18 protein-coding genes are annotated in these 21,202 nt (G+C 56.4%); 12 read left to right on the top strand and 6 right to left on the bottom strand.

The window, feature by feature from the left end:
- The 3 genes from GOW93_RS11085 (at position 1) to GOW93_RS11075 (ending at position 4,834) form a co-directional block, all read left to right on the top strand.
- Entirely contained in the window at positions 1–948 is a 948-nt protein-coding gene (locus GOW93_RS11085; RefSeq protein WP_170384056.1) for an ABC transporter substrate-binding protein, read from the top strand.
- A gap of 1 nt (position 949) precedes the next feature.
- The gene (locus GOW93_RS11080) at positions 950–1,966 is read left to right on the top strand and encodes a FecCD family ABC transporter permease (protein WP_170384055.1); all 1,017 of its coding nucleotides are present in this window, start codon (positions 950–952) and stop codon (positions 1,964–1,966) included.
- Positions 1,967–2,389: 423 nt separating this feature from the next.
- Positions 2,390–4,834 (top strand): GcvT family protein, encoded by a 2,445-nt coding sequence (locus tag GOW93_RS11075; RefSeq protein ID WP_170384053.1) that lies wholly within the window; start codon positions 2,390–2,392, stop codon positions 4,832–4,834.
- A 79-nt stretch (positions 4,835–4,913) separates the two neighbouring features.
- On the opposite strand, the gene GOW93_RS11070 is transcribed toward GOW93_RS11075, so the two are convergent.
- Genes GOW93_RS11070 through GOW93_RS11055 form a run of 4 tightly spaced genes read right to left on the bottom strand, consistent with a single transcriptional unit; the run spans position 4,914 to position 10,463 of the window.
- A complete protein-coding gene (locus GOW93_RS11070) occupies positions 4,914–5,654 on the bottom strand; it encodes a maleate cis-trans isomerase family protein (protein WP_170384051.1) in 741 nt (246 codons plus the stop codon).
- Positions 5,651–6,718: a pyridoxal phosphate-dependent aminotransferase gene (locus tag GOW93_RS11065; RefSeq protein ID WP_170384049.1), complete on the bottom strand. Its 1,068-nt coding sequence runs from the start codon at positions 6,716–6,718 to the stop codon at positions 5,651–5,653. The genes GOW93_RS11070 and GOW93_RS11065 overlap by 4 nt, the downstream gene beginning before the upstream one ends.
- Positions 6,715–8,367 carry a hydantoinase B/oxoprolinase family protein gene (locus GOW93_RS11060; RefSeq protein WP_170384047.1) on the bottom strand — a complete coding sequence of 551 codons (1,653 nt, stop codon included), beginning with the start codon at positions 8,365–8,367 and terminating at the stop codon, positions 6,715–6,717. The genes GOW93_RS11065 and GOW93_RS11060 overlap by 4 nt, the downstream gene beginning before the upstream one ends.
- Positions 8,367–10,463, bottom strand: a complete 2,097-nt coding sequence (locus tag GOW93_RS11055) for a hydantoinase/oxoprolinase family protein (RefSeq protein WP_170384045.1) — start codon at positions 10,461–10,463, stop codon at positions 8,367–8,369. The genes GOW93_RS11060 and GOW93_RS11055 overlap by 1 nt, the downstream gene beginning before the upstream one ends.
- A gap of 404 nt (positions 10,464–10,867) precedes the next feature.
- Between GOW93_RS11055 and GOW93_RS11050 the strand changes: the two genes are divergently transcribed.
- From GOW93_RS11050 to GOW93_RS11040, 3 genes are all read left to right on the top strand, one after another.
- Positions 10,868–11,392, top strand: a complete 525-nt coding sequence (locus GOW93_RS11050; RefSeq protein ID WP_170384043.1) for a ferritin — start codon at positions 10,868–10,870, stop codon at positions 11,390–11,392.
- A gap of 198 nt (positions 11,393–11,590) precedes the next feature.
- Positions 11,591–11,860, top strand: coding sequence for a spike base protein, RCAP_Rcc01079 family (locus GOW93_RS11045; protein WP_170384041.1), 270 nt, complete (start codon positions 11,591–11,593; stop codon positions 11,858–11,860).
- Positions 11,861–12,062: 202 nt separating this feature from the next.
- Positions 12,063–13,121, top strand: a complete 1,059-nt coding sequence (locus tag GOW93_RS11040; protein ID WP_170384290.1) for a sigma 54-interacting transcriptional regulator — start codon at positions 12,063–12,065, stop codon at positions 13,119–13,121.
- A 75-nt stretch (positions 13,122–13,196) separates the two neighbouring features.
- Here GOW93_RS11040 and GOW93_RS11035 read toward each other — a convergent pair whose 3' ends face one another.
- Positions 13,197–14,246, bottom strand: a complete 1,050-nt coding sequence (locus GOW93_RS11035; protein ID WP_170384039.1) for an NAD-dependent epimerase/dehydratase family protein — start codon at positions 14,244–14,246, stop codon at positions 13,197–13,199.
- A 172-nt stretch (positions 14,247–14,418) separates the two neighbouring features.
- On the opposite strand from GOW93_RS11035, the gene GOW93_RS11030 reads away from it, so the two are divergent.
- A complete protein-coding gene (locus tag GOW93_RS11030; RefSeq protein WP_254443516.1) occupies positions 14,419–14,634 on the top strand; it encodes a hypothetical protein in 216 nt (71 codons plus the stop codon).
- A gap of 42 nt (positions 14,635–14,676) precedes the next feature.
- On the opposite strand, the gene GOW93_RS11025 is transcribed toward GOW93_RS11030, so the two are convergent.
- Positions 14,677–15,630 (bottom strand): LysR family transcriptional regulator, encoded by a 954-nt coding sequence (locus tag GOW93_RS11025; protein ID WP_170384037.1) that lies wholly within the window; start codon positions 15,628–15,630, stop codon positions 14,677–14,679.
- A gap of 160 nt (positions 15,631–15,790) precedes the next feature.
- On the opposite strand from GOW93_RS11025, the gene GOW93_RS11020 reads away from it, so the two are divergent.
- The 5 genes from GOW93_RS11020 (at position 15,791) to xsc (ending at position 21,187) form a co-directional block, all read left to right on the top strand.
- Positions 15,791–16,807 (top strand): TRAP transporter substrate-binding protein, encoded by a 1,017-nt coding sequence (locus GOW93_RS11020; RefSeq protein WP_170384036.1) that lies wholly within the window; start codon positions 15,791–15,793, stop codon positions 16,805–16,807.
- Positions 16,808–16,874: 67 nt separating this feature from the next.
- The gene (locus GOW93_RS11015; RefSeq protein ID WP_170384034.1) at positions 16,875–17,411 is read left to right on the top strand and encodes a TRAP transporter small permease; all 537 of its coding nucleotides are present in this window, start codon (positions 16,875–16,877) and stop codon (positions 17,409–17,411) included.
- An 18-nt stretch (positions 17,412–17,429) separates the two neighbouring features.
- A complete protein-coding gene (locus GOW93_RS11010) occupies positions 17,430–18,770 on the top strand; it encodes a TRAP transporter large permease (protein WP_170384032.1) in 1,341 nt (446 codons plus the stop codon).
- Positions 18,771–18,788: 18 nt separating this feature from the next.
- A complete protein-coding gene (locus GOW93_RS11005) occupies positions 18,789–19,283 on the top strand; it encodes a universal stress protein (RefSeq protein WP_170384030.1) in 495 nt (164 codons plus the stop codon).
- Between the two features lie 128 nt (positions 19,284–19,411).
- Positions 19,412–21,187: a sulfoacetaldehyde acetyltransferase gene (gene xsc, locus GOW93_RS11000; RefSeq protein WP_170384028.1), complete on the top strand. Its 1,776-nt coding sequence runs from the start codon at positions 19,412–19,414 to the stop codon at positions 21,185–21,187.
- The last annotated feature ends 15 nt before the right edge of the window (positions 21,188–21,202 follow it).

The raw sequence follows: 21,202 nt of genomic DNA, 5'->3' as shown, positions 1-21,202 counted from the left end.
ATGAAGCACATCTGGTCCGTGGCACTTGCCACTGCCATTGCAGGCGGCGCATCTGCGCATGAATTAACAGTCGATAATTGCGGCGAGCCGCTGGTGTTCGAAACCCAGCCCGAGCGTCTGGTTGTGCATGACATGAACATGACCGATATGGCTTTTGCTCTGGGCTTGCAGGACAAGATTGTCGGTCTGACCGGCATTACAGGTTGGTACAAGACCAGTCCAGAGTTTGATACGCTTCGCGGTGACATCCCCGAGCTTGCGCCAAAATACCCGACGGTTGAAAACCTTGTCGCGGTTGCGCCAGACTTGTTTTTCGCCGGTTGGTATTATGGCATGAAGCCGGGTGGTGACGTGACCCCGGACACGCTGGAGCCCTTCGGTATCAAAACCATGATCCTGACGGAAAGCTGCGTGCATCTGGATAAGGACCGCCCCGAGGCCAGTATGGACCTGCTGTTCGATGACGTTCTGCGTCTGGGCAAGGTGATGCATGTCGAAGACAAGGCCGAGGAATTGGTGAGCGGCTGGAAAGACGAACTGGCAGCCATTGAGGCCCAAACCGCGGAATTGCCGAAACCACGTGTCTTCTTGCTGGATGGTCCCGCAGATGCGCCCTTCACCGCTGGTAAGTTCGCTATTCCCGACGCGATGATTACAGCGGCTGGCGGTGAAAACGTAACTCATGACATGGAAACCAGCTGGGGCCGTACGTCCTGGGAATCCGTGGCTGCATCGAACCCGGAGTTCCTGGTGCTTTTGGACTATCAGACCGGCAATGGGGCGGCCGATACCTTCAAGTTCCTTCAGGAACACCCGGTTATGTCCCTGACCGACGCCGTGAAGAACGAGCGCTGGATCGGTTTGCGCTACGAAGAGCTGACACCGGGGCCGGCCAATATCGAAGCGATCTCGAAAATGGCTAAGGCCATGCATCCGGGCGTCAACTGATATGGGCCGATTTGGCCTCTTACTTATTTTTGGGGCGGTCGGTCTGGCCGCCCTTTTGCTGATTTCAACCGTGTACGGTACAACTCCAATTCCTGCCGTGGATGCATTCGACGCTGTCCTTTTGGGCACTGGTCTGGTCGACGGAGAAATGGCCCCCGCGCATCGGATCGTCTTTGATCTGCGCTTGCCGCGTGCTCTGTTTGCTGCGGTGATTGGTGCCGGATTGGGCATTGTTGGCGTTGTTCTACAAACCACGACACGCAATGATCTGGCCGATCCGTTCCTGTTTGGCTTGTCCTCGGGGGCGGCTGCCGGAGCGGTGTTTGTCATTACGGTTACAGGGGATCTTCTGGGTTTCTGGACCCTGCCGCTGGCTGCCTTTTGCGGTGGGTTAGTGGCGTCAGGAATTGTGCTGGCGCTGGTCCGCGGATTACGTACGAGTGCACCGGAAAAGCTGATCCTTGCGGGTCTGGCGGTGTCGTTCCTGTTCTCGGCCATAACAAATTACCTGATCTTTGCAGGCGACAGCCGTGCCGCGCATTCAGTCATCTTTTGGATGCTGGGTGGGCTAGGGCTGGCACGTTGGGAAACCTTTCCGCTTGTCTGCGCAGGTTTGTTGCTGATCCTGACCTATGCGCTGTATCGCAGCCGTTGGCTTGATGCCCTTCTGACGGGGGACTTGACGGCTTCGACATTGGGTGTGCCAGTGCAGGGTCTGCGGTTCAGCATGTTTTTTGTGGCGGCATTGGCCACTGCGGTTTTCGTTTCGGTTGCAGGTGTTATTGGCTTTGTCGGTTTGATGGTTCCCCATATCGCCCGTGGGATTGCTGGTCCTTTGCATAATCGCCTGTTGCCAACGGCTGCATTGGTGGGTGCAGCGCTGCTGACCGGTTCGGATATTCTCAGTAGACTTTTGTTAGCCCCGCAAGAACTTCCAGTTGGGATCGTTACAACCTCAATAGGATCTGTTTTTGTGTTTATACTGCTGTTTCGGACTGCAAAATATCAAAGAAAGTGAAGCCCTCAGCGCCTTTGTTGGGTCAGGAACGTCCGGTGGTTCAGGCGCCAGTCGCGAATTTTCAGACAAATCATTTATTGTTCGAAGGCAGCTAACTTGATGCGGCGTGGTCTGGATTTGATTAGGTCAACCCCAACCGGTTTATCTTGAAAGCCGTGTATGGACAGAAGCGCTCCGGCTTCCTTCGCTCAAATAGCACGTGGGCTTTGCCCCCGTTTTTTTTGTGAGAGTTTTGGGCGACTGCCTCATATATCTTTTCGGAATGATGCCCTTGCCTGGATGGTTCCAGATGCCAGCAACTGCCGCTCGAAACTCCGAGCAAAGCCACGATCGATGCCTTAAAGTCCACTGCGGTTTGCAATGTGGGCTGCGCGACACAACGAAAACAAACTCCTCCAGCGATTTTTACAGGATGGATAACCTATGAAAACTCATGCACAAGCAGTCGTAATCGGTGGCGGGCTGGCGGGATGTTCAATCCTGTATCACTTGGCCAAGCTGGGTTGGACGGATGTCATTCTGTTGGAACGGGACGAGCTGACCAGTGGCTCAACCTGGCATGCGGCAGCTAATATTCACGGGCTGCATGACAACAACAACATCACCCGCATCCAGCATTATACGATGAATCTGTATAAAGAACTGGAGCAGGAAACTGGTCAAAGTTGCGGTGTGTTCCAGCCCGGCTCGCTGTATCTGGCACAAACCGAAGAGCGTGAACACCAATTGCGCCTGCAAGAAGCCAAGGCCCGGTTCTATGGGCTGAACTTCCACGAAGTCAGTCGCGAAGAGGCCAAGGAACTGCATCCGCTAGCGCAGTTCGATGACATCCGCTGCATCATGTATGAACCCGATGGCGGCAATGTGGACCCGTCTGGTGTGCCGCATGCCTACGCTGCGGGTGCGCGGGCGATGGGAGCTACGATTGAGCGGTTTTGTCCAGTCACGGGAACCGAGCAACAGGCTGACGGCAGTTGGATCGTCCGCACGCCCAAGGGTGATATTCGCACGCAGTGGGTGGTCAATGCCGCCGGGCTTTGGGGGCGGGAAGTTGCCGCGCTGGCGGGCCTGACCCTGCCGCTGCAACCAACCGAGCATCAGTATTTCGTGACCGAGTCCATAGACGAAGTTGCCAATCTGGGCCGCCGTCTGCCGTCGATCGCGGACCGGGATGGTGAGTATTACTTCCGTCAGGAAGGCAATGGTCTGCTGATCGGTGCCTATGAGAAGGACATGAAGTTCTGGGCCGAAGAAGGTACTCCGCTGGATTTTGCCCATGACTTGTTCCCCGACGATCTGGACCGGATCATGGAGAACGTAATCCGCGCCACCGAACGGGTGCCGGTTGCGGCCACCGCCGGGGTAAAACGGGTGATCAACGGGCCGATGATCTGGTCGCCCGATGCCAACATGCTGTGGGGTCCAGTGCCCGAACTAAAGAACTATTTCATCTGTGGCGGCTTGATCCCGGGCTTCTCACAATCGGGCGGCTTGGGTTTGCTGGCCGCGCAATGGATGATCGAGGGTGAGCCGAAATACGACATGTTCGCCTGGGACGTGGCCCGTTTTGGCGAATGGGCGGACAAGGCCTTCACCAAAGCACGGGTCGAAGACGCCTATACCCACCGTTTCGCCATCCACTTCCCGAACGAGGAACGCAGCGCCGGCCGTCCGGCCCGTGTACGTCCGGCCTATGAGATGCAACGGGACATGGGCTGCGTCTTTGGCCTGAACTGTGGGTGGGAACATCCGCTGTGGTTCGCCGACCAGCCGGGCACCGAAGAGACCAACGGCTTTACCCGCCAGAACTGGTTCGAACCGGTAGGCCGCGAGGTGAAGATGCTACGCGAAAATGTGGGCGTTATCGACATCTCGAACTTCGCCAACTACGTTATCAAGGGTCCGGGTGCAAATGACTGGCTGGACAAGCTGGTTGCCAACCGGGTGCCGACCGAGGTGGGGCGCTCCTGCCTGACGCCGCTGATCTCGGTCCGCGGTGGGGTGGCGGGTGACTTCACCATTACAAAGGTGGCAGATGACGAGTACATGATGATCGGCTCGGGCATGGCCGAACGCTATCATCAGCGGTTCTTCAACATGATCGACATGCCCGAAGGCACCACCTTCGAGGTGGCGACAAACCGGATCGCGGGATTCAATGTCGCGGGACCCAAATCACGTGATCTGCTGCAGCGGCTAACCAATGCGGACCTGTCGAACGAGGCCTTCCGCTTTATGCGCTCGGCAACGATCGAGGTCGCGGGTGTGACCTGCTTGGCGATCCGCGTCAGCTTTACTGGTGATCTGGGGTGGGAGTTGCACTGCGCCGAAGAGGATCAGATCAGGCTTTATTCTGCACTGCTTGAGGCGGCTAAGGATTGCGACGGCGGCCCGGTGGGCGGTCGTGCGCTGGGGTCGCTGCGGATTGAAAAGGGCTACGGCTCGTGGGGGCGCGAGTATTCGCAGGAATATTACCCGCAAGAGGTCGGGTTGGCGGACCTGATTAAGTTGGACAAGGATTTCCTGCACAAAGAAGCCTATCTGACCATCAAGGATACTGCGCCGCGCGAAGTGCTTTCGATCTTCGAGGTTGGTGTCACCGAGAATGCCGATGCCACAGGCGGGGAGCCCATCTTTGCCATCGACGGTAGACCCGCAGGTCGCGTGACCTCGGGTGCTTACGGTTATTCGGTCGGGAAATCTCTGGCTCTGGGTTACTTGGACCCGAAGGTGGCCCAGCCTGGGGATACGGTTAAGGTCCATATCTTGGGCAAACCACACAAGGCGACAGTTCTGGCAGAAGCCCCATTTGATCCAAAAGGGCATCGTCTACGTGATGTCAAACCAGCCTTGGATGGGGTCGTTTGACAGGCAAGCACTTAAATAAGCCAGTCAGACAGGATTCTCGTGGAGACATAAAAAGCTTACGTCAGCATACAGGGTGCTCTCAAAGCAGATCGAATAGCTGGCCGGGGGTATTCCCTTGACGGGGCAAGCCAAGCGCACGCATCAGCGCGAACATTAACGCTTGGTTGGAAGTCACAACAGGCTTACCAAGGGCGGCTTCGATCCGGTCTATAGCCTCGACCGCACGCATGTCGGTGCAACTGAGCACAATGGCTTCGGCATCGGGGTGGTCGGCCTGACAGGCCAGATCGAACACCTCATCCGGGGTCAATTCGCCCTGTCCGTAATTGCCTAGATTACGGCCGATACCGGCGCATTTGACCGTTGTGATCTGGTTTTGCGCCAGAAAGTCCACGGCCTGTCTGTTGATCTCGCCCAGATAGGGCGATGAGAACCCGACCTTGGTAACGCCCAATGTCTTGATCGCGCTCACTAACGCCCCGGCGGCAGTAATGGACAGCGCACCTGACCCGGCCTTGATGTCCAGCGCCAGTTGCTTGTCGAAGGATGGGCCATGGGTCAGTGTAGCCGACGTGCAGCCATAGAGCACCACATCGGGCCGCACGCCCGAGATCATCCTCAGGTCATGGCTGATATCCGAAGCCCCAAGACCGGCCATCTGATCCGATCCTGGGATTTCATCCACGTCATATCCCCCCATTCGCTGAAAGTGCAGGGTCGTATCCCGGCAGCGCATCAACATCATATCCGCTTCGAGATTGGTGTTTGTGAAGGGCACCAACACGCCGATCTTGGCCCGCGTGCGAGTCTCATGGGTCATGACGTCACCTCTTTTAAGACTGCGAGGCAGCGGTCCATCACCGTCTTTTCACAGACCGTGGCGCGCAGGCACTCGCTTAGGCTATAGCCCCCCATTCCGCGCATCATAAGGTCGTGGGCGCGCAAAGCGGCGTCTGCTTTTCGCGCCATTTCAGCATCGGCAAAACGGACCAGCACGAAATTGGTGTGGCTTTCGGGCACGCTCAGTCCAAGATCGCGGCAGTCTTGGGCGAACCGGTCCCGAATGGTCGCTGTGCGGGTAACCACGTCGCGCATATGCTCCTGATCGTGCATCGCCGCCGTGGCCGCCGCCTGCGAGGCAGTTGAGATATTGTTAGGGTTTAGCAGTTTGCGCAGCTCTTCCGCGATACCAGCGGGGAAATAGCCCCATCCGGCGCGTGCGCCAGCCAATCCGTATGCTTTTGAGAAGGTGCGCGTGATCACCGTATCCCCTCGGTCTGCCAGTGCAAAGATCTCAGCCGGATCATTGTCATTGTCGGCAAACTCGGCATAGGCTTGATCGACCACCAGCAGTAAATCGGCGGGCAGGGCTGCGCGCAGACGCAAGATCTCGCCATTTGGGATCAGTGTACCGGTTGGATTGCCCGGATTGCAGACGAACACGATGCGGGTCTTTGGCGTGACAGTGGCCAAAATCGCATCGACTGAGACGGTTAGGTCGTCCTCGGGCGCAGCGACGTATTGGGCCTGCGCCTGTGCGGTGGCCGAAGCCACAAATGCATAGCCGTATTGCGTGCCCAGCACTTGATCGCCGGGTCCTGCAAAGGCACGGATCAGGCAACCGATCAGCTCCATTGACCCGGCCCCGCACAGCACCCGCGCCGGGTCCAGCCCGTGCACATCAGCAATCGCGGCCCGCATCTCGGGCCAATCAGGATCGGGATACAATGTAAGGTCAGCCAGCGCCGCTTGCCCCGCTGCCACGGCGGCGGGGCTGGCCGGAAATGCGCTTTCGTTCTGGGCCAGAGAAACAGTGTCCGGTCCGCCCAGATCGGCCAACGCATAGGGGGCCATCTGCCGGATGGGGTCTACGGCCCGGATCATGACACACCCCCGTAGGCTTTCGCGCCTTCTTCCGTGACAAGTCCGCGTTTCAGATCCAACGCCAGGGCCGCCGGGTCCCGTTCAGCCGGGTTTCCAAAACCGCCTCCGCCGGGGGTGTCGAAGATCAGGTAGTCATCTCCTTCGACCCGCAGTTCTCCTTTGCCCGGAATATCGCTGTCTCCGTCGCGGAACCTGATACGCCCCAGAGCACCGGGTTGACCGCCCATGCGCCCCAAAGCCGGAAATTTCAGCCGCTCGACTGATAGGAACACGATAAATGGTGCGTTGTTGGATGACGTCATCTCGATCCTCTGCCCCAGTCCGCCACGATATTTGCCCGCACCGCCGGAATCCGGCAGCAGCTCGCGTCGCCACATGATAACTGGAGCCATACTTTCGGTGATCTCAACTTGCGATCCGAACACGCCGGACGGGTAAGCCGTGGCGGATAACCCATCCGCATGGGGTCGCGCGCCCGTGCCTCCGTTGTGCACGGGTTCGATGGCAAACTCACGTCCCCCATTCGCCGCGACTTCGGGTGCGTGACGCATGGGCAGATCGAACATGCATGAGGCACCCTCGGCGGGAACCTGATCTGGCAGTGCCTGATGCAGGCAACCCAATACCAGATCAGGAGTCACTTGACCCAGCGTGTGGCGCATAGCCACCGGCACGGGGCGCTGCGCGTTCAGGATACAGCCCTTTGGTCCATCCACCGTAAACGGTTCCAGCGAACCGGCATTGTTCGGAATGTCAGGCCCGACGATACAGCGCAGGGCAAAAACGGTATAGGCCGTCGCATAGTTCAGCGGCACGTTGATGCCTTTTTTCGAGCAGCCCGCAGTGCCGGTGAAATCCACATGCATCCCGTCCTTGGCGACGGTCAGGGTCGCGTGCAGTTCCAGCTCATTCTCATAGCCATCCATGCGCAGCACGTTTTTGTAAACGCCTTCGGGCACTTCGGCGATAGCCTCCAGCGCGCCTTTGCGAGAGGTGTCGATGATGTAGCTGCCTAGAGTGTCCAGGTCGCCGATCCCGAACTCGTCCATCATCGAGATCAGACGTTTTACCCCAGCCTCGCAACAGGCGATCAGTGCGTAGATGTCGCCTTCATTGGCGATCGGCTCGCGCGAATTGGCGCGGATGATGTCCATCAGAAGTGCGTTGGGGGTTCCGGCCTCGACCAGTTTGCAGGGCGGGATCAAAAGCCCTTCGTCATAGATATCTGAGCCTTCTGGCCCCATGCCCAAACCACCCAGATCAACCAGATGCGAGGTGCAGGACGTAAAGCCCACCACCTTGCCATCCTTGAATGCGGGCATCATCAGCAGGAAGTCATTCAAATGCCCCGAGGCCAGCCAAGGATCATTGGTCATATAGATGTCGCCGGGCTTCATGTCCTGCAGGCAGAATCGCCCTCGCAGATGCAACACGGCCTCGGCCATGGTGTTGATATGACCCGGAGTGCCGGTCACCGCCTGGGCCAACATCCGACCATTCACGTCGAAGATGCCTGCCGAGATGTCACCGCATTCCCTTACGATGGGTGAAAAGGCTGCGCGGATCAGGGTCTGACCCTGTTCCTCGACCACCGCCAGCAGACGGTTCCACATCACTTGCAGGCGGGCGGGGGAAAGTTCAGCGGTCATCATGCGCCTCCTTTCTGGTGTTGGATCAGGACAAGGTTGCCAATTGAATCCACATGCGCAGAGAAATCCGCGGATACGAGCGTGGTGGTCTGCGGCTCATGGATAAGTGCCGGGCCCGATACGTGGTTGCCGGGCTTCAGGTCGGCACGGGCCACAAAGGCGGCATCCTTGGTTGAGCCATCCACATCACAGGTGATCTGGCGCGTTTCGGTAACATTGAACGCGGTGCATTCTGGTGTCTCTGGCACCGGCAGTAAGGCAGGGTCCGGGGTTGCCACCCGCACGGCCCAGTTCAGGATTTCGATCTCCATCCCTGGCACCGGACGCGAGAACTGCTTGCGGTATTCCTTTTCGAACGCGGCGGTTAGGGGGGTAATATCCTCGGCAGTCAGGGGGCGATCCGGCAAGGTAATCTCGATCTCGTGCCCCTGTCCGCTATATCGCATGAAAGCGGTCCGCTGGGTTTCCGTCGGAGCGTTGCCAGCACCTTGGCCCACGACCTCTTTTGCCTCGGCTATCATTGTGTCGAACAGGTCGTTCACCCCGTCCAAGCCCAGACTTTCAAGCAGTGAATAGCGTGAACGGACAATTTCGAAAGAGATTGGAGCGAATAGAAATCCGATTGCGGACCCAACGCCCGGATTGGGTGGGATCACGATGCAGGACACCCCGGCTGAACGTGCCACCCGGCTGGCGTGAAGCGGGCCATTGCCGCCAAAAGCGATCATTGTACGTGGGCCTAGATCCTTGCCGCTCTCTACCGCATGCATCCTTCCGGCGCTTGCCATGCTTTCATCCACGATGCGGCTGACTCCATCGGCCGAGCCGATCGGGTCCAAGTTCAACCTGTCGCCTATCGTGCGGGTCAGGGCGGCCTTGGACGCTTCGGGATCAAGCCTGATATGCCCTTCGGCAAAGGTGTCCGGCACGATGTAACCCAAGGTGATGTCACTGTCGGTCACCGTAGGATCAGTTCCGCCGCGCATAAACGCCACCGGTCCGGGTTCGGACCCGGCGGATTTTGGGCCGACAGTCAGGCGACCCAGACGGTCCACACCCGCAATCGAGCCGCCGCCTGCGCCGATCTCGATCATCTCGATCACCGGAATGCGAACCGGCATGCCCGAACCCTTGATAAACCGGGCAGCGCGCGCGATTTCGAATGCACGCGAGGTTTGCGGGCGGGCCTTGTCGATCAGGCAGAGTTTGGCCGTGGTGCCACCCACGTCAAAGGAAAGGACCTTGTCCAGCCCAGAGCGTGCCGCGATGCGCGCCGCCAGAATTGCCCCGCCTGCAGGGCCGGATTCGACCAGACGGATCGGGAACCGGGCGGCAGTTTCCACGGTGCACATACCGCCACCTGCGGTCATCATCAGAATTGAACAGGTAACACCTGCGGCCTCGAACTGGTCGACAAACCGGGACAGATAGTGTTCCATCAGCGGCTGAATATAAGCGTTCGCAACGGTGGTGCAGAGCCGGTCGAACTCGCGCGCTTCGGGGCTGACATCAGATGAGATCGAAACCGTCAGATCGGGACGACGTTCAGTCAGAATTGTGCGCAGCCGCTGTTCGTGGGTCGGGTTGGCATAGGCGTGCATCAGACAGATCGCTATCGCTTCGGCCCCGCTTGCGTCGATATCAGCCAGAAGTGCATCGATTTGGGTTTCATCCAACGGGATCAGCACATCACCTTCTGCGGACATACGTTCGCTAATGGTCAGGGATCGTTCGCGCGGGACCAGCAGATCTGGTTTTTCCAGGTTGATGTCGTATTGGGAATATCGCCGCTCATACCCGATTTCGAGGATGTCCCGAAATCCTTCGGTGCAGATGGTTGCCACAACCGCGCCGCGTCGTTCAATCAGCGCGTTTGTCGCCAGTGTCGTTCCATGGATGAAGCCGGTAACCTCGGCCAGTGTTCGGTCGGATTGCTGCATGACCCGCCGGGCGCCTTCCATCGCGCCTTCGGCCGGGTTTCCGTGAGTGGTCAGTGTTTTGGTCGAGGCAAGGATCGTGTCTTCATCGGAAACCAATACTGTATCGGTGAAAGTGCCGCCTATATCTATGGCTAGGCGCAATGTCTGTATTGTCATGAAATCTTCCGAAGTTACCGTGGTTGCAGAGCAAGCAATTGGCAAAATGCCCGGCAATCAGGCTGAAGGCACCAGATCACAGCCGGTAGCGCGGCGTTCCATCGGATTTGGAATGCAAGTCTTCATCATTTTCAAACTGTGGGGGGTAATACACGCCGCTGCTAGCGAGATTGCGACACACAGGTCCACAAGCGACAAGTTTTACGGTGGTCGGATATCAAACGATGTTTAACGGTTGTTTAGTGCATTAACTCAAAGAAAGGAGGCATGGTTCCAATCCTCTATAATAGGCTATGCTGACAGCCCAAAGGATTTCAGAAAGTTTAAATGCCACTTGTACAGGTTGATCTGGAACTATCCAGCCAACGTCCAAAATTAACCCAATCCATTCAAGGATCAAAGCTATGTCGCAACCTTCGTCCGCAACCACTATGAACGATCTGATGAACCATGAGCTTAGGGCCGCACATCTGTATTGGCAGGCAGGTGCGTGGTGTGCGGAACGCAACCTGAATGGCTGCTCGGAACTGCTGCTGACTCATGCGGATGAAGAGCTGACGCACATGAAGAAGATGCTCAATTATCTTGTGGACTGCGAATGGCCGATCCGTTTTCAGGCTCTGCCAGAGCCAAAGGTCGAAACTGACACGGTCCAAGGATTGTTCCAGATGATCCTTGATCACGAAAAGAAAGTGACCGATGGGATCAACGCGGCTGTGAAAGAAGCGCAAGCCTTGGATGACCACAGCACATTTGAGTTTTTGCAGTGGTTCGTGATGGAACAGCGCGAGGAAATCAAGACGTTTCAAGGCATTATAGATCGGATAAAACTCATAGGTGACGGGCCGCACTCGCTCTACTATATCGACAAGGAAGTTGCAGAAATCTCTGCAAACATGGCGTCTGGCGGGGGCGTTCCAACGGCGTGAACTTGGCTGTAGGTCGTCAGGCATTGGATTATCAGCGCGTGTTTGAAAAGGCGCTGTCGACATACTGTTGAGCAAAAAAAAACAGATGGTCGCCAAATCCTGATACATGCAGGGGCCGCAACGTTCGCTAAGATTTCAGGTCGTTAATCGGTTTTACCTAACGTGCTGCCGGTTAACACTGACAGCGAGACCTGCTCCATGAATTCGAACCCATTCACCAACCGCGTTTCCAGCCTGTCCGGTCCAGCGCGTGATATCGTACCTGCCATACTTTCTGACACGATGGATATGGCGGATGCAGCAATCGGTCTGTACGTTGAAACAGGCGGATCGGTTGTCTTGACCACAGTGCAGGGTGAGACCCGAACCGTTCAGGTGGCGGATTTTTCAATCCTACCTGTGGGCGTCATTCGCGTGCATTCCACTGGCACCACGGCGTCTGGGATACACGCAATGGTTCTGGAATGAAAATGATCTGAGGGCATGCCAACCAAAGCATCCTAGAATAGAATGATTGATGCCTTGTCCTGTCGTTCACTTGCGAGCGACAGGGTTTTAGTTTTCGTGGGTTGGGCCGCTCTGTCCCGCCGCAGTAATCCCAAATTTCAGGGCGCTATGAACATGACAAAACCGTAGCGAGAATGAATATGGCGATCAGCTTAAAAACGGAATCGAAACGCGCAATCCTCAATATAACGCACTGATCGACCGGATCGAGCTGATCGCTAGCAACTCGGACGAGCCAATCCTACTGCTTGGTGAATCCGGGACCGGCAAGACACAATTGGCAGAGCGGATCTATACGCTCAAACTTGATCGACGGCGGGTCAAAGGGCGTTTAGTTCATGTCAACTGCGCCACGCTTAATGGGCCGGATGCGCTGGCCACATTGTTTGGCCAGCGGCGCAGTTATCTGGGTCAGGCCGGGACCGAGCGCACTGGTTTGCTGCGTGAAGCCGATGGTGGTGTGCTGTTTCTGGATGAAATTGATGAACTGGGCTGGAATGAACAATCGGTCCTGTTGCATGCGATCGAAACTGGCCGGTTTTATCCCCTGGGGTCCGACCACGAAATAACCTGCCGCTTTCAGATCATCGCTGGGGCGAACCGTGACCTGCACACCTTGGCCGCCGCCGGACAGTTCCGTCCTGATCTACTGGCACGCTTAAACATGTGGCGTTTTACTCTGCCCGCGTTGCGTTCACGTAGGGAAGATATTGAGGCTAACCTCAAGTTCGAACTTTCCCGATCTGAGCGTGCACTGGGCACTCAAGTGGGCTTCAACGCAGACGCACATGAGGCTTATCTAAAGTTTGCCACCAATCCCGCCACGCAGTGGCCCGGCAACTTCAGGGATTTCAGCGGCTCGATCAAACGCCTGTACACCCTCGCACCCCGAGGTCGGATCACGCGGACCATGGTTGAGGAAGAAGTTGCAAATCTGCGTTCCAGTTGGGCGGCTGCCACGTCAGATACGGACTTTACCTCGGTACACCACGTGCTTGGTGACGCTGCATTAGATATTGATCCATTTGACATTGTGCAGTTGACCCGGGTTATACACACCTGTCAGAACACTCCCAATCTAAGTGCGGCGGGCCGTGAGCTTTTTGCAATGTCTCGGCAAAAGCGCAAAACTCAGAACGATGCGGATCGGTTGCGAAAATATCTGCAGAAATTTGGGTTGGATTGGGAAACCGTGACGAGCAGCAGAGGGGGTCAAGACTGATGGTCTGTCCTATCGCACTCTTCCCTCCCATTAATCACATTTGATGTGCGCTATCTTCACGGCAAGGGACACCCGTTAGTTTTTGCTTGCGTCAACTCCAGCGGCATTGGGGCGATAAAATCCACGATACCACTTCACAAACTCGGCAACCCCATCCTCAACCGAGGTCTTGGGTTGATATCCGGTCAGGTCATTCAACAATGAAGCATCGGCCCAGGTTGCGGGCACGTCTCCGGCCTGCATTGGCATCATGTTCTTTTCCGCCTTGATGCCAGTGGCCCTTTCAATCGCCTCGATAAACGCGGTTAAATGCACAGAGTCATTGTTGCCGATGTTTACCACCCGATGAGGAGCAACGGGTGACAGACTGTCACCCTCGGGCACTTGCCCGTCCATAGGCCGAACTGGTATCGCATCCATCAAAAGGCGGATAGCCTCCACCAAATCCTCGACGTAGGTAAAATCGCGCTTCATATCGCCATGGTTATAAACGTCGATCGGATTGCCTTCGAGGATGGCCTTGGTGAATTTGAACAGGGCCATATCCGGCCGTCCCCAAGGGCCGTAAACAGTGAAAAAGCGGAACATGGTGACCGGCAAGTCGAAAAGGTGTGCATAAGAATGCGCCATGTTCTCAGTCGCTTTTTTGGTGGCCGCATAGAAGGACAATTGGTGATCAGCGCGCTGAGTTTCCTTGTAAGGCATCTCGGTATTGGCCCCGAAGGCAGAAGATGTAGACGCCAGAAGCATGTGTTTCGGAGGATACGCACGGGCGGCTTCCAGAATTTCGAATGTCCCGTTCAGATTGCTTTCCAAATACGAGCGCGGGTTATCGATCGAGTAGCGCACACCAGCCTGAGCCGCGAGGTGCACGACAAAATCGAATTCGTGCTCGCGAAACAGGTTCATCACCAGATCGGGGGCCTCGACCTTTCCGATCACAGGTGTGAAATTCTCTCCATTGGGTTGACCCGCCAGCATATCATGGCGGGTCTCTTTCAGTGTCACATCATAATAGTCGTTTAGCGCGTCCAGCCCCACCACGCGGTAGCCATGCTGTAACAGCAGTTTACTTAAGTGAAAGCCGATGAAACCGGCCGATCCGGTTACGAGAACGCTCTGCATATTGCTGCCTCTGCCTAAATCGAAATCAATTAATCTTTGTTGAGCCCGATAATTGTGATTTTCAACCCAAAAGGTCACGGTATGGATACCACATCCATAGTTCAAAAACAGAGTTCGGCAGAGATGTGACGGAACCTACGGGGCCAACCCGTTGTCTCAGTCAGGTGTTAACGTGACAACACCAACCGAGGGTCTCGATATCCGGTTCCATGCGGGTGGCGTCGATGCGTCTGAACTGCCATCCAGCTACAAGAGTGCGGACAGCGTTGTGGAGCAGATTAAGTCCTATGATCTGGCCGAGATTGAGGACTACATCGACCCTTACGGCTGCATCATGGCCGGAGATGTCCCGCCGTTCTGGAAGAGCCGAAAAAAAGGCCGGAAATAGAATGCCTGCCCCTCTGCCCTGCACGGGCGGAGGGTAGTATGTTCAAATACTGGCCTCGGTAAGTATGCCTTCAACATTCTGGACATGTTCCTGGATCAGAACATCCAGAAACAATTTGGCGACGCGCGACATCCCCGGTTGTTTTCGCGTGGCAGCAGCAAATCTGGTTCGATAACGGATTTGGTTAGGCAGAATTCGCTTCATAGTTTGCCTTTCGACAAATTTCTGCGCCAAATGATCCGGCAGGAAGGCTAAGTAACGGCCAGATAAAATCAGGATCGCCAGGGCTTGTTCATTCTGAACCTTGGCTGCTCGTCTGAACCCTAGTTGCTGCCCAACGATTAGGTTGGGAGAGTTCACATTTAGCCCTGCATAGCTGAACTGGTTAATATCCGCCGGTCCTAAATCGGTGTCCGAAGCATTAAACAACGGGTGGTTTTTGCCGCAATAGAGGTACATATTCTCACCATAAAGCGGCGAGTATTGCAGGCTGCTTGACGGGCGATGCAATGCAATGATCCCAATATCCAGCTGCCCCCCGATGACCATGGTTTCAATCACATTTGGCGGTTCCAGAGACAGCTCGATCTGCACGGCAGGAGCAGCTTCATTGAAATTGTGGATAGCGCGGGCAAGGTGGGATTCCGGGTTTGAAGCGCATTGATCGAACAGGGCTACTCGAACGGTACCAACCAACTGCTCTTTAATCTCGTTCACCTCGGTTCTGAATTGCGACACCGAGATGAGCAGTTCTTCGGCCGCGCGGAGAACTTTGTCGCCGTCATCGGTCAAGGAAAACCCTGATGGCCCGCGATTGCACAGCTTCAAGCCAAGTCGCAGTTCCAAGTCTGATAAATGCTTCGAGATGGTGGACTTGCCGATATTCAATTCTGCCTCGGCAGCCGAAAGACCACCGCATTCGACGACTGACTTGAAAATCCGCAGCAGGCGGATGTCGGTATCCCCTATTCGTGTGGCGAGCGAATTATGATTCATCTTACAAGTTCGATATATGTGAAACCTATCGCGCAAACTTTAACAACGAAGAAACACTTTGTGCAAGCTAGGTTCTTCTCGCCGAGGCAGAATCGGACTGGCTTACTCTCTCCCCAAGCTGGCGCGCACCTCGAAAAATCCGACAACTGGGAGGACATCCATGTCATTTATCAACAAGCTTGGCACCTTCACCGCCGCCGTTTCCGTGGCAGCGCTGATGGTCGCAGGCGCGGCAGATGCAAAGAACTTTAAGATCGCGGTAGGCGACAGCGCCGGCAGCGCACAAGAAGCCCTGGGCATCGCATTCGTCAAAGCGCTCGAAGAAAAATCGGGCGGTGAACATACAGCGACTCTGTTTCTGAACGGTCAGCTGGGTTCGGAACAGGACACCGTGAACGAAGCGGCCATTGGCACGCTGGACATGTCGCTGCTGGCCATCAACAACATCACGCCGTTTTCGCCGTCGGTTGGGGTATTCACCCTGCCTTACGTTATCCTCAGCCTGGAAGACGCTGAAAAGCTGACACAGGGCCCGATCGGACAAGAGCTGGTCGAAAACACCATTCGCGATGCTGGCGTGCGTATCATCGGCTGGACCTATACAGGGTTCCGTCGCCTGACCAACTCGAAGAAACCGGTCAGCTCGGTTGCCGATCTGCAAGATTTGATCATTCGCGTTCCCAAGAACGAGATCATGATCGAAACCTATAAGGCATGGGGTATCAACCCGACTCCGATGGCTTGGTCGGAAACCTTTACTGGTCTGCAAACCAAAGTGGTCGACGGACAGGACAATCCATATCTGACCATTAACGCAATGAAGTTCTACGAGGTTCAGGACCACGTCACCAACCTGCGTTACATCTTCTCGATCGAACCGTTGATCATTTCCGAGGCTGTGTTCCAAGACCTGTCCGCAGAAGAACAGCAGATGATTCTGGAAGCCGGTCAGGAAGCAACTCTGGCGTCAGCGCAGTTCCTGCGCGACTCAGAAGCGGCGATCAAGGAAGAACTGACCGCTAAAGGCATGGAAATCATCGATCCTGAGAACGATGAGGCCGAGTTCATCGAACTGGCAACTGGTGCAGTATGGCCGCAGTTCTACGAATCCATCGGCGGCGTCGAGAAACTGAACACAGTTCTCGAAGCCATCGGTCGCGAGCCGGTCCAACAATAATCGCCGCAGAGCGATACTGGAAAGAGCGCTACGGCGCTCTTTCCAACTCAGGGAGGAGGGAAACCATATGTTCTGGAAATTTCTGGACAATATAGAAAGTGTCATCTGCCGAGTATTGTTATCGGGCTTCGTTTGCCTGCTGTTCGTGCAGATCGTCGCGCGCGAAGTTTTTGGGTTTTCGATCAGCTGGATCGAGGAACTCTCGGTCTACATGTTTGTTTGGTTCGTTTACTTTGGTGCCAGCTACGCGGCCTTAAAGGGTGCCCATAATCGGGTGACGTTCCAGTTCAAGTTTCTGCCCAGCGGTTACATCAAATACATCGAAGCCTTCGCCGATCTCTTCTGGCTCTTCTTCAATGTCTATTTCCTGTATTTGGCCACGGATTTCGTTTTCAACAAGATGAACAAGTTCTGGAAATCGCAGACCTTGGGCGTTGAGATGAAGTACATCTACATGGTGCTGCCTTTGGCCTTCGCACTGATGACCTTCCGCATCATCCAAGTGAACTATCGCCGCCTGATCAAGGGCGAGGATATCCACGATCCCGATCAGATCGATCTCGACGAAATCAAAGCCGCCACCGAAGCGGCCAAGAAAGATTAAGGGCAGGGAGGACACAACATGGAATCCGAAATCGTCACAATTCTGTTTGGCTCATTCCTGCTTTTGCTGCTGATCGGCGCACCGATCACTGTGGCGCTGGGTGTGGCTTCGCTGTTTTCATTCTTGTACCTGGATGAAAACCCCATCAAATTCGTGCAGATCGCCTTTACCTCGGTCGGGGCCTTCCCACTGATGGCGCTGCCCGCCTTTATCCTGGCCGGTGCCTTGATGGAGGCAGCCGGTATATCAAAACGCCTGATCAATGTTGCCGAAAGCCTCGCCGGGCCATTTACTGGCGGCATCTCGGCGGCAACGGTCATGGCCTGTCTGTTCTTCGGAGCCATTTCGGGCTCGGGCCCGGCAACAACCGCGGCGGTGGGGATGCTGATGATCCCCGCAATGATCGACCGCGGATATGAGCGCGGCTATGCCTCGGCGATCACTGCGTCGTCAGGCGGCCTCGGGATTATTATTCCTCCCTCGATCCCGATGGTGATCTTCGGCATTGCCGCGCTCGGTATGGCACCTCCGCCGGAAGCCGTCGAAAAGTTCGGCACCTTCCAGTCGGTTTCAATCTCGAAACTGTTCATCGCGGGATTTGTACCGGCCTTCCTGATTGCCACCAGCTTGCTGATCCTGAACTTTTTCATGTCGAAAAAGCGTGGTTACAAAGGCGTTGCCGAAGGCTGGTCGATCCGTCACGTCGGTTGCGAGATGTATCGCGGGTTCTGGTCGCTGATGGCGCCACTTGTGATCCTGGGTGGTATCTACACTGGCTTCTTCACCCCGACCGAGGCTGCAATCGTTGCCATCTTCTATACGCTGGTTGTAGGCGTCGTGATCTATCGCGAACTAACATGGCAATCGCTGTTTCAGTCGCTAGAGGCCACAACTTGGTTAACCGGGCGGGTGTTGTTGATCCTGTTCACCGCAACCGTGTTTGGCCGCCTGTTGGTGGAAAACCAAATCCCGGCGATCATCGCGGACTCGATGCTCAGCTTTACGGACAACCTCTATGTGATCTGGGCACTGATCATCTTCTTCCTGCTGTTTGTCGGCATGTTCATGGAGACGTTGGCCACCATCCTGATCCTGGTTCCGGTGATGCTGCCGGTGGCTTATTCGGTGGGTATCGACCCGATCCACTTTGGCGTGGTGATGGTCTGTACGCTGGGCATCGGTTTCCAGACGCCGCCATTGGGTGAAAACCTGTTCATTGCTTCGGGGATTTCGAACATCACGATTGAACAGATCTCGCTGCGCGCGCTGCCTTTTGCGGCTGCCAACACGATCGCGATATTCATCATCGCCTTTTTCCCTGAATTGTCGCTGTGGCTTCCACGGCTGCTGGGCTACTGATCTGGAAAGGATGACGACATGAAACAACTGGTCACCAACATCCTGTTTGCAACAGACTTGTCAGCGAATTCACCTCATGCTCTGCGCTATGCCGCCAGCATTGCGCAGGGCACCGGGGCGCAAATTCACGTGCTCCACGTCAATGAACCTTTATCGGATGATGCCAAAATCACGATGGAGATGTTCATCCTGAACGAAGAAACCCGCAAGACCGCTTTCGCGCGCCGTCACGAGATGGTGCGTAAGGTACTGGCCGAACGGCAGGCCAACTTCTGGGCGCGTTTCGAAGGAGATGATGCAAAGATCCGAGAGCAGGTTACTTCGGTCGAGGTTACCGACGGCCACCCAGCCGAAGTTATTCTGCGCCGCTCGGTCGAACTGAACTGTGACCTGATCGTCCTGGGGGCGCATGATCACGGATTCTCGCACACATTTCTGGGAACTGTCGCCAAACGCGTTCTGCGCAGGTCCAGAATACCGACGCTGATTGTGCCAAACCCGGACGATACCTGAGCGTCCCAATTTTCTGGGCGCCGCTGAAAGCACAAGCCTGTGACCGCTGGGAAATTGGCGGCCACTTTCTATGAGATCAAAAACCACTCAGCAGCGGTTTTGCTGCCTGTAAGTAAGGAAACACACCAATGAAGATGACGACGGAAGAGGCTTTTGTTAAGGTTCTGCAGATGCATGGTATCGAACATGCGTTTGGGATTATCGGGTCTGCGATGATGCCGATTTCGGATCTGTTCCCGAAGGCGGGCATCATGTTCTGGGACTGTGCCCATGAGGGCAGCGCCGGCATGATGGCCGATGGCTACACCCGCGCCACCGGCAAGATGTCGATGATGATCGCGCAGAACGGCCCCGGCATCACCAACTTCGTGACCGCCGTTAAGACCGCCTACTGGAACCACACCCCGCTGCTGCTGGTCACCCCGCAGGCGGCGAACAAGACCATCGGTCAGGGCGGTTTCCAGGAAGTTGAGCAGATGAAACTGTTCGAGGACATGGTCGCCTATCAGGAAGAGGTCCGCGACCCGTCCCGCGTTTGCGAGGTTCTGAACCGCGTGATCATGCAGGCCAAACGCGCCAGCGCCCCGGCTCAGCTGAACATCCCGCGCGATATGTGGACCCAGGTGATCGATGTCGACCTGCCCGCGGTTGTTGAATTCGAACGCCCCTCGGGCGGCGAAAGCGCCGTGGCACAGGCGGCCGAGCTGCTGTCGAACGCCAAGAACCCGGTCATCCTGAACGGCGCCGGTGTGGTTCTGGCCGAAGGCGGCATCGACGCTTCGAAAGCACTGGCCGAGCGTCTGGATGCCCCGGTCTGCGTTGGCTATCAGCACAACGACGCCTTCCCCGGCTCGCACCCGCTGTTTGCTGGTCCGCTGGGCTATAACGGTTCGAAAGCCGGGATGGAGCTGATCAGCGAGGCCGACGTGGTTCTGTGCCTGGGCACCCGCCTGAACCCGTTCTCGACCCTGCCGGGCTATGGCATCAACTACTGGCCCGCGAATGCGAAAATCATTCAGGTCGACATCAACCCCGACCGCATCGGCCTGACCAAAACCGTCTCGGTCGGCATCGTCGGCGACGCGGCCAAAGTGGCCAATGGCATCCTGAACCAGCTGAGCGACACCGCCGGTGACGAGGGCCGAAAAGAGCGTAAAGAGCGCATCGCCCAGAAGAAATCCGCCTGGGCGCAGGAACTGACCTCGATGACCCACGAGGACGACGATCCGGGCACCAGCTGGAACCAGCGTGCCCGTGCAGCCAAGCCTGACTGGATGAGCCCGCGCATGGCGTGGCGCGCCATTCAGGCCGCCCTGCCGAAAGAGGCGATCATCTCCTCCGACATCGGCAACAACTGCGCCATCGGCAACGCCTATCCGGCGTTCGAAGAAGGCCGCAAGTATCTGGCCCCCGGCCTGTTCGGCCCCTGCGGTTACGGTCTGCCCGCCATCGTTGGCGCCAAGATCGGCCAGCCCGATGTTCCGGTTGTCGGCTTTGCCGGTGACGGTGCCTTCGGTATCGCGGTGAACGAACTGACCGCGATCGGCCGCGAGGAATGGCCCGCTGTGACCCAGATCGTCTTCCGCAACTACCAGTGGGGTGCGGAGAAGCGGAACTCGACCCTGTGGTTCGACGACAACTTCGTCGGCACCGAGCTGGACACCAAAGTGTCGTATGCCGGTATCGCAACCGCATGTGGCCTAAAAGGTGTGGTCGCCCGCACCCAGGACGAACTGACCGCGGCGCTGAACCAGGCGATCGAGGACCAGAAGAACGGCATCACCACCCTGATTGAGGCCCTGATCAACCAGGAACTCGGTGAGCCCTTCCGCCGCGACGCAATGAAAAAACCCGTCGCCGTCGCAGGCGTCTCAGAAGACGATATGAAACCGCAGGCCGTGTGATCTCAGGATAAGGCC

The sequence above is a fragment of the Ruegeria atlantica genome, assembly GCF_013032455.1.
Classification (GTDB): domain Bacteria; phylum Pseudomonadota; class Alphaproteobacteria; order Rhodobacterales; family Rhodobacteraceae; genus Ruegeria; species Ruegeria atlantica_B.
Note: the sequence above shows the minus strand (reverse complement) of the source record. Positions and strands in the feature narration are given on the sequence as shown.